3 protein-coding genes are annotated in these 14,056 nt (G+C 51.6%); all 3 read left to right on the top strand.

The features are described from left to right. Nucleotides 1-30: 30 nt before the first annotated feature. Nucleotides 31-3,870: a hypothetical protein gene (locus IPL32_15865; protein MBK8467294.1), complete on the top strand. Its 3,840-nt coding sequence runs from the start codon at nucleotides 31-33 to the stop codon at nucleotides 3,868-3,870. A 478-nt stretch (nucleotides 3,871-4,348) separates the two neighbouring features. Continuing rightward, nucleotides 4,349-8,998 (top strand): hypothetical protein, encoded by a 4,650-nt coding sequence (locus IPL32_15860; GenBank protein ID MBK8467293.1) that lies wholly within the window; start codon nucleotides 4,349-4,351, stop codon nucleotides 8,996-8,998. Nucleotides 8,999-9,579: 581 nt separating this feature from the next. Beyond that, nucleotides 9,580-13,713, top strand: coding sequence for a hypothetical protein (locus tag IPL32_15855; GenBank protein MBK8467292.1), 4,134 nt, complete (start codon nucleotides 9,580-9,582; stop codon nucleotides 13,711-13,713). The last annotated feature ends 343 nt before the right edge of the window (nucleotides 13,714-14,056 follow it).

The raw sequence follows: 14,056 nt of genomic DNA, 5'->3' as shown, positions 1-14,056 counted from the left end.
GGTCTATTTATTTCGCCGGAGAAAAGAAAAATGTTAAACCGTTCCAAGTCGTCTCATTCATCGTTCGTCCGTTTCACCACTATCACACTCATGATCGGACTCGTCCTCGCACTCGCGATCACGGCCTTAGCGGGTGCAGGCTTTGCTGATTCATTTGCTTCGTTCTTTGGATCTGCTGCCGAAATTACGGCTGCCAGCGAAGGAGCGCCGGAACCGGCCGCGCCGATACTTACGGCGGGTACGTGCGAAACAGCGGGACCTATCGAAGTAGAGTCGTCGGGCGGAACGGCGGCGGGTGTGCCGACGGCATATGCCACACTGAGCGGCGCGGCCGGAACGGGCGCCTTTGCAACGATCAACGCGGGTGTCGTTCATACCGGCACTATAACTATTGATGTTTGCGGAAATACGACTGAAGGAGTGGCAACGTCTACGCTGAACGCCGGTAATGTAGCTCCGGCGTCATGGACATCAATCACGATGTCGCCGGCAGGCGGCGCGGCGCGGACGATCTCAGGTGCTACGACGGCCGGCAATCCGCTGATCGATCTCAACGGAGCGGACAATGTAACGATCGACGGGTTGAATACCGGCGGCAATTCCTTGACGATATCGAACACAAACAATTCGACGACGGCAGGCACTTCTACCATTCGCTTTATCGGAGGAGCGTCGAACAATACGATCACAAACACCTCGATATTCGGTTCATTTCGTAACGCGACCCTTATTCAAAATGGCGGCAATATATTCTTCAGCACGGACACCGTATCCGGCAATGGAAACGATAACAACACGATCTCGAATAACAATATCGGTCCTGCAGGTACGAACTTACCTATCAAGGCAATTTACTGTAATGGTTCTGTTGACACAACTGCCCAGCAAAATAGCGGAATAACAATTAACAACAACAATATTTTTGATTATTTCCACGCATCCGGGAGCAGCTCGGGCCTGTATGCAAATCAGGGCTGCACTGAGTGGGCAGTGACCAATAACCGGTTTTATCAAACGGGTACCCGAACGTTTTCGGCAGGCGTTATACACAAGGCGATCGACCTCGGCGAGTCAAACTCGATGGCAGGAGCGACCGTTACAGGCAATATCATCGGTTATGCTTCGAGCACGCAGACCGGCACATATACGCTGACCGGTTCATTCGGAAAATTTCATGCTATCCAGTTCAACGGCATCACGGGCGCCGCAGTGTCGAATATCAGTAACAATACGATCGCAGCCGTCAGCCTGACCGGCGTTTCGTCATTTCAACAGGGCCTAAGCAGTCCGTTCATCGGCATTTTGATCCGCCGCGGAAATGCGATCATAAATAGCAATACTATCGGCAGTCAGACAGCTACCGGATCGCTGAATTTCTCAACAAACACCACAAACCAAACTGACGTTTTCGGCATTTACGCCGTCGGCAATGACGATTGGACCGCGAACAGCAATAACATCGGCGGCATTTCGGTGACAAACGCTGGTTCCGGAAACTTTTCGATCTATGGGATGCGATCGAACACGATCGACGGCACGACATTTACGGGAACGTCTAACAATGTCGGCGGAACAGTGGCAAACTCGATCTCACTCAATGCGACCGGCACAGGTTCGCAGGTGGTCGGAATGTATACGTCCGAGGCAAACGCCGCATGGACATCGAACACGGTTCGAAACCTGACCACTAATGTCGGAACCGGCACGACCATTGGCGCTTCCGTGATCGGTATGTTCCCGAACCCGACTGTGGATCACACGTTGTCGCAGAACACCATCCATACGCTGACCAACAGTAATACGACAGGCGCGAGTGTTGTGACCGGCATACAGTTCACAGGCAGCACGGCAAATGTCGTAGAGAGGAATTTGATCTACAACCTGCTGGCACCGACGACGAGTACGTCGGCTGAGATAAACGGTATTCGAGTAGGCGGCGGAACTACATCATATCGAAACAACATGATCGCCCTCGGCGCTAATCAGGCGATTGCCATCGGCTCGACAGCGACAAACACCAGCACGGCAGGCATCAACGGAATTAGTGGTGCTCTCGGAACCGACGCCATTGTTCACAACAGCGTTTATATCGGCGGCACCGCGAGCTCCGGCGGCGGCAGTTCCTACGCGTTTAACGGAACCCAGACGGTAAATACCCGCAGTCTCCGCGACAACATTTTCTTTAACGCCAGAACCAACGGCGGCACGTCAACCGGTAAGAATTACGCCATAAAGCTAAACGGAACCGTTGCAAATCCCACCGGCTTGACCATAAACAACAACGTATATTTCGCTAATGGAACGGGTGCCGTATTTGGATTCTATAATTCTCTAGACGTTGCAAACATCGGTGCGTGGAGAACGGCCGTCGGGCAAGACGTAAACAGTTTTGAAAGCAATCCTCAATTTAATGATCCCACAAATGCGACACCCGATCTGCATCTGCATCCGACAAACTTGACGATTGCCGAGGGCTCCGGCGCAAATGTCGGCGTGACGCTGGATTACGACGGACAGACGCGAAGTGGTTTGACGCCGGTTGACATCGGCGCCGACGCCGGAAATTTCACCGGTGGAGCATCGCCGACGCCGACCCATACTAATACTCCGACGCCGACGAATACCGCTACGGATACTCCAACGCCAGCGAATACATCAACCTTTACGCCGACGCCGAGCAACACGGCAACGGATACTCCGACGCCAACGAATACACCGACCGCAACAGCAACAAATACGCCGACCGATACACCGACCAATACGGCAACGGATACACCGACACCGACGGCTACAGAAACATTCACTCCAACGCCTACGCCGACGGCAACGGCAACGGAAACTCCGACATATACGCCTACGCCTGCTGATACGCCGTCAATCAGTGGAACGGTGACTTACGGCAATCCTGCGTCGCCTACGACGAAGTTTATCTCGAATGCGACGGTAGCAAGTAGTGTAGGTTCGCCAAATGTGCTTACGACGACCGCGGCACCGGGCGGAACTGCGGGACAGTATACGCTGACGGGCTTTGGAGCAGGAAACTACACGGTCGGAATTACGAAGACTACGGGGCAGAACGGCATTTCGTCGGCGGATGCGGCGAGGATCGCTCAGCATGTTTCGGGTGTTTCGCTCATTGCAACCGACCGTCAGAGGATCGCGGCGGATGTGACTAACAACGGTGCGATATCGTCAACCGATGCGGCGCAGATCGCAAGGTTTGTGACGGCTCTCGGGCCGCCCATCGGCCTGACGAACCAATGGAGGTTCTTTGTCCCGGACGTATCACAACCGACCTTCCCGGTCGGGGCGTCACCGGGGACTCGGAGTTACACAGACCCGATCGGTGTTCAAACCGGCCAGGACTACATCGGCATTCTTGTCGGCGAGGTCACAGGCAACTGGAATCCGACCGCCGCGAGACCGGCAGGAACAATGAACAGCGAAAACAACTACAGAACGGCGAAACCGATCATGGTCACGGTTCAGCAAGTTTTGACAGCAGTGGATAAGGAGATCGTTGTTCCGGTGAATGTTGAGGGCATCGCAGACAAGGAAGTGATCTCTTATGAGTTTGATCTTCGGTATGATCCTTTGGTGATGCAGCCATTGGTTGACCCTGTTGATGTTTCGGGAACCGTAAGTCGTGGGCTTTCGGTTGTGGCAAATGCGACTGAGCCGGGACTTTTGCGAGTTGTTGTTTATGGGGCTTTTCCGATAGATCAGAATGGTGTGCTATTGAATCTGCGATTCACAGTTGTCGGAACGGCTGGTTCGGTTTCGCCGCTGACCTTTGAGCGGATAATGTTCAACGAGGGCGACACGCAAGTGTCAATTGCTAATGGTCTGGTCGAGATTGTAGGTAAATGAAAAGGCGGTGATTAGAGGCGACACGACACGATTCAGCCAATGCGAAATATCTACCGCGTGCTGCCTATCCGGCACGTCGATATTTTTTCCAATATCACATCCTGGACGACGGAATTATATGAACATTTTAGTCTCCTCGAAAACTCCAAAGTATAATAATTATACTTATATTACGCAACAACTTACAGACTTTGTGACCTCAAAAGTCCAATTCTTCGAGACCTTTCGGCCTGACTGTTTCGCCGTTTTTCTCTTCCCATTCTTCCTTGTAAACCTGCTTCTCCGCAATCGCAAATCCGCGCCTTTCGATATGATGGGCTTTTCCGACTTAGCAGCACAGTTTGCTTGAATATAATACGGTTCGGGTGTAAAATCTTGGGCTAATAAACGTTCTCAGGCCGATCTTCTTTGCTGTTTTTTAGAATGACTGACAGGTTCTCTCACGGGGCGTGAATTGTGTAGTTCAAAAGAGGAAAATATGAAGCATCGCCTGTGGGCATTGGCGTTTGTGACGGTTAATTTGTTCGCGGTCGCTTCGGCAAACGCAGCAACGTTTAACGCCGTTGCGGATGGCGGTTGGTCAACCGTCGCGACTTGGAACTGCACGGATTCGTGCGGTGGCGAAGACGGGATCCCGGATGCCGACGATACCGTTACGATCCCAACTTCTCGTGTCGTTACGATATCGGGCGCCGAATCGATCCACATCCTCAACGTAGATGCTGGCGGCTCCTTAACACTCAATGGGGGCGGCACGCTAACAACTGACGGAACCGCGGGAAGCGCGATCTTCGGTGCGGGGAACATCGGCGGCGCCGGTATCGTGCGGACCCAGGGAACCACGAGTGTTACTTTCGTTGCGACATTCACTTCGCCGTGGCAAATCATAAGTGGCACGACGATCGGCCAGGGCTCGCTCGGTGGGTCAATGACCGTCGCGGCAGGGGCAACGCTTGACACAACGGATCAGGCGTTCACCATTACGGGCGATCTTATCAATAACGGAACTATCACAAAGGTCTCAAACAACTTCAGATCCGACGGATCGACTTTGACAAACAACGGAACGATCACCGGCGGCAATTTCGTCTTCGGCCGGAGTGGGAACCAGTTTCTATCCGGCACGGGCGCGATCGCGGCGATCGGATCGATCACAAACAGTACAACTGTCTCGCTTACTTCTAATCATCAACTGCTGGCTCTCGCCGTTAATTCCGGCGGAACTCTGCTCACCGAGGCATTCATCCTGTCGTTGAACGGAGCCGGGACGCCCTTGAGCGGAGCGGGCTCGATGGTAAATGTGAGCGTCAATTACAACGGAACCACTGCCCAGACTGTTCAGACAACCGACGTCACATACAATCATCTAGGTATCGATAACGCAGCTGGAGTAACTCTGTCCGCTGACGAATCTGTTAATTCGCGGCTCACCCTGACGAACGGCACGTTCAATAACGCCGGCTTCCTGACAATGAACAACGACGCGACCATCGTACGAGCGAACGGTTCGCTGGCGACCGCACCGACATTTGCAGGAGTTATCAACATTATTTATTTCGGTAGCAATCCCATCACGACCGGACTTGAGATCCCGCCGTCGAATACCATAATCAATCTAACGAACAACAATACGAGCACTGTCACATTAAGCGACAGCCTAACGATCAACGGTAATGCGACGCTCATCGCTGGTTCGACATTGGCGGGAGCGGGCGGCACTGCGCTGAATTTCAACGGTTCGCTATTTACAAACAGTGGAACTGAATCCGTTCCGACGACCACATTCAGCGGCGGCTCACAAACGATCTCCGGAAACGGCGCATGGACCGGAGGTGTGTTCCAGCTAACCGGCGCGTCGAATACTTCTCTTGCAAGCAACGTAACGTTCAGCAACAGCTCGCTCACCGTAAGCGGCGGAACTTCACTTGTAACGGGCGGCAATCTGCTGACGTTCAACGGCACAACATTTACGAACAGCGGGACTGTCAGTGGTGCAATTCGGACCACCGGCACGAACGTCTCGCTTAACGCAGGTGCTTCCGGCTTCAATGCGTCACTCAATGTAAATTCAGGAACGACAACCGCGCAAGGTTCGACAAGTGGATCGGTGACGGTTGACGTAAGCGCGACGGGTTTACAGATTAGCCCGGGTCAATTTACCATCGGGGGCAACCTAACGGCGAATGCACCGATCGGCGGTTCCGGAACATTAAGATTTAATGGATCAACGTTTACAAATAACGCTGCCGTTTCGACCGCGTCGGTTCAATTTGGCGGTACAACACAGTCATTGTCGGGAAGTGGTGGTCTTTCGGGGAATAGCGCGACAGTTCTTAGCGGTTCGATCACCACCTTGGGCGCGAACAAACAAATGTCTACGGTTTCGATAAATGCGGGAGGGACATTCAATATCTCGAACCGCACCCTCTTGCTTTCAGGCGCCGGAACCCCGCTGACCGTAAACGGCACCTTTAGTGTGACCGGGAGCACTGTCGAATATAACGGCACCGCGGCGCAGGTGCTGGCGGCATTTACGCCATATTATAATCTCAGCTTAAATAACACGACAGGTGTAACCGAGTTTGCCGGGCTCACCGTCAGCCAACTGCTTCGGGTCAGGGCCGGAACGTTCACCAGCAGCAACTCATTTAAAAACGTACAGATCGACAGCGGCGCGACGCTCGCCGGGGTGAACGCAACGACAATTAACATCAGCGGCAACTGGATAACCAACGGCACATTCACAGCCAACGGCAACACGGTCAATTTCAATGGAGTGTCGGCGCAAATTATCGGCGGCTCGGCATTGCCGGCAAGGTTTAATAATTTGACCATCAACAACGCGACGGGCGTTAGTCTCAGCGGCAACTTAGCCGTCAACGGAGCGCTCACTTTAACCGCCGGAACGCTCGCTATCGGATCAAACCAATTGACCTTGAACGGCGCGGTGTCAGCAACCGGCGGAACTTTGTCGAGCGCGGTAAACAGCATTGTTTGGTATAGTGGATCAAGCAGTCAGGCGGTTTTGGCCGCAAACTACGGAAATTTGTATTTCTTGAATTCCCCCAAAATTTTGCCTGTCGGAACGGTTGGCGTTGCCGGAGAATTTATTTTCGCAACCGCGACGGGACACACGATTACCGGAAGCACGATCAATTTTAACTCCGCGGGCGGGCAGAATATTCCTGCTTTCAATTACTACAACCTGACGAGCAGCGGCACCGGCGACAGAGGGCTCGCTGTCTTCGGAACGATCGGCGTCGCCGGAACGTTTACGCCCGGAACGAATACTTACCTCGGTGGGACGGACAGCACGGTTTCCTTTAACGGCGCGGGCGCGCAAACGATTCCCGCGTTTACATTTTATAATCTTTCCACTGCGACGAGCGGAACAAAAACGCTTGGCGGCGCGGTATCCGCAAACGGCGGCCTAACTATCGGAAGCGGAACGACGCTAGATGTTTCGGCGAGCAATTTCGCGCTCAACGTCCGAGGTAACTGGACAAACAACGGCACATTTACGCCGCAAAGCGGAACCGTAACCTTCAACGGCTCGGCAGCGCAAACTGCCGCGGGGACAACGGCGACAAACTTTAATAATCTGACGATCGCGAACGCTGGGTCGGGCGTGAGCCTCGCCGTCAACGCCGCCGTCAACGGTCTTTTAACACTTACCAATGACCTCAATACTGGAGCGAATACATTGACGATGCCCGCGTCGGGAACCTCCGCAGGATCGGGCGATGTCATAGGAAACGTAACACGAACGGGCTTTTCGGGCGGCGGAGCGGCGCTGAGTTTTGGAAATCCTTTCAACAGGATCGCGTTCGGTGCCGGCGGAACTCTGCCGACGAGTGTGAACGTCAATCTGGCCAAGCTTCAACCGGCCGGCTTGGCAAATGCGGTAAGGAGATCATACTCGATCACACAAAATGGCGGCACCGGTTTTTCATCCGCGGTTCGACTGCACTACCTCGACGGGGAACTCAATGGTAATACCGAATCGACGCTAAAGCTTTTCAGGTTCGGTGCGGTGTGGAGCGATCTGGGCGCGGCCGCTCGCGATTCAAGCGACAATTGGGTCGAGCAAACGGGCATAACACAGTTCTCACCGTGGGCGATCAGCTCTATCGCTCTACCTGGTATTTCCGGAACGATCACGTACGGCAACGCGATCGGCACACCGGCACCGCGGTTTGTTTCGAATGTTACGATCACTGGAGCCGGTTCGCCAACAGTTATATCAACAACCGCTGCTCCCGGAGCGAACGCCGGTCAGTATGCATTGTCAGGTTTTGGTGCAGGTTCGTACACGATCACTCCGACAAAGACGGGCGGTGCGAACGGTATCACTTCGTTCGACGCGGCGAGGATTGCTCAGCATGTTGCGGGGATCAATGTTTTGACGGGAACTCAGTTTACTGTGGCGGATGTTAGCGGGAACGGAACGTTGTCCTCGTTTGACGCGGGACAAGTCGCTAGATATGTCGCGGGTGTTTCCGGCTCTGGCTTGACGGCAAGTTGGATATTTAGCCCTCCAAACAGAATCTATTCGGATGTTACAACCAGCATCACTGGACAGGATTATTCGGCGCTGCTGATGGGCGAGGTTTCGGGGAACTGGACGAATACGGGTGCGAGACCTTTTGACGGTGGATACGAACCACCCCGTCAGCCGAAGCGACTGCCACCCCTCCTTAATCAAGGCGGGGAGCATTTAATCGTTGAATTGCCAACGGTTGTCGTTTCTGTCGATAAGGAAATCGTTGTGCCTGTGAATGTTGATGGCATTGCGGACAAAGGTGTGATCTCGAATGAATTTGATCTCAGATATGACCCGTCGGTAGTCCAGCCTCAGATCGATCCGGTCAGTGTAACGGGAACTGCGAGTCGCGGGCTTTCATTTGTTACAAATGCGCAGGAGCCTGGGCTTTTGAGAGTTGTTATGTATGGAGCATTTCCAATCGACGGGCCGCAGGCCGTGGACGGTGTGCTTTTGAACCTGAGATTCGTGGCGGTTGGTCAATCAGGTTCTGTTTCGCCGATCTCGTTCGAGCGGATAATGTTCAACGAAGGAGACGCTCTAGTATCGGTGGCTAATGGTCTGGTTCAGATTGTGGGTAATTAAAAAAGGAGAAGAATTAAAGGCGAAAAAGCACGGTTCAGCCAAAGCGAAATCTCTACCGCATGGTGTCTCTCTGGAACGTCAATAGTCTTCGCAATGTCACAGTCTGGACAACGGAATTGTATGAACATTTTACTCTCCTCGAAAACTCAAAAGTGTAACAATTACCCTCAATAGAATCATCAACTTACAGACATTTTGACCTCAAAAGTCCAATTCCTCAAGTCCTTTCGGCCTCACCGTTTCACTGTTTTGCTCTTCCCATTCTTCCTTGTAAACCTGCTTCTCTGCAATGGCGAATCCTCGCTTGTCGATCGGCATATCTGATATCGCTCGGTCGGTCAATTGCGGCGTCGATATATCGCGAGCTGTTGCACCAAAATATCCTACTTGCGAACAAGGCTTCTTAGCGACGACTCACGATTGGCCACAATTTGCTTGAATTAAATGTGGTTCAGGTATAACATCATTGGCTAATAAGCGTTCTCAGACCGATCTTCTTTGCTGTTCAAGATGACCGACAGGTTTTCTGACGAGCGTGAATTGTTCAGTTGGAGATACACAAAAACAGGAGAGCGATCTGTATGCGGATTTCTAATGCCTCGTCTCAACCGGCAGTTTCCCGACGCCTTCGTTTCCGGTCATTCCTCGTAAGCGTCGCAGTATTGCTTTTGGCTGTCTTCACGCTTTTTCAGACGGGCGAGCGAATTGTAAAGGCCGACACGAACAAACTGAGTGCTCCTCCGACACTGGTTTCATGCGATTGGTTAGGAACGCATTGGAATGCAATGGAAGGTCCTTTAACGTCAATTTGGATTAGACGTGGAACGTCAAATATCTTTGACGGTGTTGCGACATGGGGCCAGCCCGGTACGACGGTTAATACGGTTTACCGCCAAGGCAATACCATCACCGTATTTAGAAGGGAATCCTCCGATGGTAACGACTGCGATTATACTGGCACGTTATCGCCGGATGGGTTGACCGTCAGCGGTACATATCAATGCACTTTATATCAGGCCTATCCAAGTTGGAGCGCAACCATATCAGGGTGCGTGACACAATCGTGTGCTGCTCCGCCAGCGGGGATGGCAGCTTGGTGGCGGGCGGAGGGAAATGCGCACGATTCAGTTGGAACTAATAACGGAACTTTGCTAAATGGTGCAAACTTCGCATCAGGAATGGTGGGGCAGGGCTTCAACCTTAATGGTAATACGCAGTTCGTCGAAGCTCCCCATTCCAATACTCTCAGCCCGACCGAGGCTCTGTCTATTGAGGGTTGGATCAAAGTGAACGCCTTGCCTTCAGGAAACCCATGGACTGTTATTAACAAGGACAATCCCGACGCTGGCCCCTACGAGATAATTCTTTTTCCTGACGGTAGGGTTCTCTTTGGTATATACATCGGATACGCACCGGGAGGAGGCTGGCACCAACTCTATTCGCCGCCGGCTAGCATTATTCCCGGAACTTTTGTCCATGTGGCAGGCACTTTCGACGCTGTTGCTGGTCAGTTTTGTGTTTATGTGAATGGAACACCGACCTGTAACGCTATTCAGGGATCAATGCCGGTGCGTTTCAATACGCTAAAAATTGGCCGCAACTCCTTTTATGGCACCTACTTTAATGGACTGATAGATGAACTGAGTATATACAATCGGGCGCTTTCAGCGGTTGAGATTCAGTCGATTCACAACGCTGGCAGCGCAGGTAAGTGTGCAACCGGTTGTGGCGGTCCGGTGTCTCACGGCAACGCATATGACGACACAGCCTTAGTTGAAGCGTATCCCGGGCCCTTAGAAACCGCGACACCTAGAACACCTGTTATTTTAATCCACGGCATTCATGGAAATCGTCATGGCGAAATAGATGAGGTTGATCCTCCAAATCTCCTATATCCACATTATTTCAAGAACCTGATTCTGTCTCTAAACGACAGCGGCGACGCCTATAACAATCATTTCAAAACTTATAAATTCCACTACGTGAGTGATCGCCATACTACTCAGGAAATCGCACAAGCCTTGCGGGACAGGATAGATGAGATGTGTGAATTTGGTAACAAAGAGATCATAATCGTCGCTCACAGTATGGGGGGGATAGTCGCGCGCCATTATATGCTTGAGCCGGCGAGACGTGGCACTTATTCTAACCAACTTTCCGGAGAAAGGATTCTGAAATTAATTACTTTGGCTACCCCCCACCACGGTACGTACGGTGCTAACGGCTGGGCGCGGCAAGAAAAATTTCCGACGCCGGATCGGGAAAACGCTAATAATTGGTTCACGTTAGGGGACTCGAAATATTGGGGAGGAAGTGGGTGTGCAGCCTGCGCTCTGCAGCGAAATACTCAGTTACCGAATCGCGGATCTTTACTATGGGATAATTTTGATGATCACTTCACCGAAGACATTTTGAATGATCTTCCGTGGGAACGGCACTACGACTTGCCCACTTCAACCGTTTACGATGATCGAATAATCGCTTATTGGGGAGAGATTTCACAAAACAGCGAATATTGGCCGCCTGGTCTTGATGACCTAAACCGGAGCGATGCTTGGGATGATGCTCGATTGGCAGCTGCTGCATATTTAATTGATTCCGCAAAAAATGGCGATTTTTCTGTTTTCAATATTCCGCCGCCAATGAATGATGGATTCGTTCCGGTCGAAAGCGCCAAGTTTGCTAATGCCAATCTAATGGATAGTATTCACTGCCCAGGATACAACCATCGTAATTTAAGAGACGGCGATGGCAAAGATATAAACAATAACGATCGAATTGGATACTGCTACGACGGAAACACTGTCGAGGGAACACTTTTTCAATCGGTTAGAAATAGAATATTAAAGGTGTTTGCTTTAGGTCCCCCTTTGTTGTCTGGTTCGGCGAGCGCTGGATTTGGTTATCAAAGTTATGATAACGCGAGGCCGCTTGGCAGTTTGCCGATCGGTACAATAGATATTCCACTCTCAAATCTAGGGGATCAGCCCTTGCAGATCACTTCACTTAGCCTTGTGGGCAATGATCCCGATCAGTTCGTTATCATCAATCCACCTAGTCTTCCGCTTACTGTAGGAGCGTTATCCAGCGTTTATATGACTGTTGGATTTAATCCGACAAGTCCCGGCCAGAAGACAGCGCAATTGCGGGCGGAGAATAGTTCGTCGAATTCGGTAGTGATCGTCAATATAAGTGCTACGGGGGTGCCTGAGGAATGCGATCTGGACTTTTCGCCGGCGAGCCAGTTTATGCCGACGAACGGGGGGAGCGGCGAGGTGATGGTCGGGAATATTAGTTGTCCGTGGACGGTTTCGGTGGTGGATGAATGGATTCACCCGACGGCGTTGGCGGACCGCGTTTCGTTTACGGTTGACGCGAATGCGGCGGCGGATGTTCGTTACGGGACGATGATAGTTTCGGTTTACGGGCGGTCTTACTTGTATTCGATAAGCCAGGACGCGGCAAATGCTACTTGCTGGCTGCAGATGTCATCAGACCAATCCGTTGTGCAAAGGGAAGCAGGAAACGGCAGTTTTTATATCACTGCGCCGGGTTCGTGCGGGTGGAGTTTTCAGTCTGATTCGGCTTGGTTGGTTCCAAGTGTGACAACTTTGAATGGTTCCGGTACGGTTGGTTTTACCGCCGAGGCTAATTCTGGTGCTGACCGGAGTGGTATTATCACGATTCAGGGATCGGCCATGTCTGCTCAATTTACCGTTCATCAGAGAGGAGCTTCGATAACGGGAACTGTTACATACGGCAACGCGGCGGCTCCACCAAAATACATCTCAAATGTTACCGTCACAGCAACCGGTGAGTCGAACATTACTACGGTTACCGGAGCACCAGGCGAAAGTGCCGGCCAATATCAGCTAGCAGGATTTGGAGCAGGCTCCTATACAGTCGCTTTGTCAAAGACCACTGGCCAGAATGGTATCTCGTCGCTCGATGCAGCACGGATCGCACAGCATGTTTCGGGAGCGGTATTTTTGACCACAGATAATCAGAAAGCTTCGGCTGATGTTAGCAATAATGGTGTCATTTCGTCATTCGATGCGGCTCAGATAGCTACATTTGTTGCTTCCGGATCGTCAGCCGGAACTGCGGGGCAATGGAAATTCTTTTTGCCGCCGGGACCGACATTCCCGGTTGGAGCTTCTCCAACGAGCCGAACATACCCTTCAATTGCGAGTAATATCATAGGCGACGACTATATCGGATTGCTCATCGGTGATGTCACTGGTAATTGGACACCGAGTGCTGCGAGACCGGCGGCCGTTAGGCAGTTGACGGTGGGCAGTGGCCCAGAAAAAGGTATTGCTGTTGAATTGCCAAATGTAGTTTCGGCTAGTGATAAAGAGATCGTCGTGCCTGTGAATGTTGATGGCATTGCTGATAAAGGCGTGATTTCGTATGAATTTGATCTTCGCTACGATCCTTCAGTGCTACAACCATCTGCTGACGTGGTTGATGTTTCGGGAACATTGAGTCCAGGGCTTTCGGTTGTGACGAATGCTGCGGAGCCGGGACTGCTAAGAGTCGTTGTATACGGTGCAATGCCAATAGATGAGAATGGTGTGTTATTGAATTTGAGATTTACCGCGATAGGAGCACCGGGTTCGGGTTCCCCGATTACGTTTGAGCGGATCATGTTCAACGAGGGCGACACGCAAGTGTCAGTGGCTGATGGTCTGGTCGAGATTGTGGGGAATTAAAAAGGAGAAGAATTAGAGGCGAAACGACACGGTTCAGCCAAAGGCCGATATCTACCGCATGGTGTCTTTTTGGAACGTCGATAGTCTTCGCTATATCACATCCTTGACAGCGGAATTGTATGAACATTTTACTCTCCTCAAAAACTCAAAAGTGTAATTATTACACTCAATAAAATCAACAACTTACAGACTTTTGGACCTCAAAAGTCCAGTTCTTCGAGACCTTTCGGCCTCACCGTTTCGCTGTTTTTCTCTTCCCATTCTTCCAAACGGTCAGTGCATGGAATTCCAGATTGTGACGAAACTTCCCGAGCGGGGCGCTAAGATTTGCTTGAATAAAATA

Origin of the sequence: Chloracidobacterium sp., assembly GCA_016711345.1 — a bacterium.
Classification (GTDB): Bacteria; Acidobacteriota; Blastocatellia; order Pyrinomonadales; family Pyrinomonadaceae; genus OLB17.
This window is presented reverse-complemented; position numbering and strand designations above follow the sequence as displayed.

Coding starts and splice junctions, on each gene's coding strand:
- IPL32_15865 (MBK8467294.1), top strand. CDS start 31: ATGTTAAACCGTTCCAAGTCGTCTCATTCATCGTTCGTCCGTTTCACC.
- IPL32_15860 (MBK8467293.1), top strand. CDS start 4,349: ATGAAGCATCGCCTGTGGGCATTGGCGTTTGTGACGGTTAATTTGTTC.
- IPL32_15855 (MBK8467292.1), top strand. CDS start 9,580: ATGCGGATTTCTAATGCCTCGTCTCAACCGGCAGTTTCCCGACGCCTT.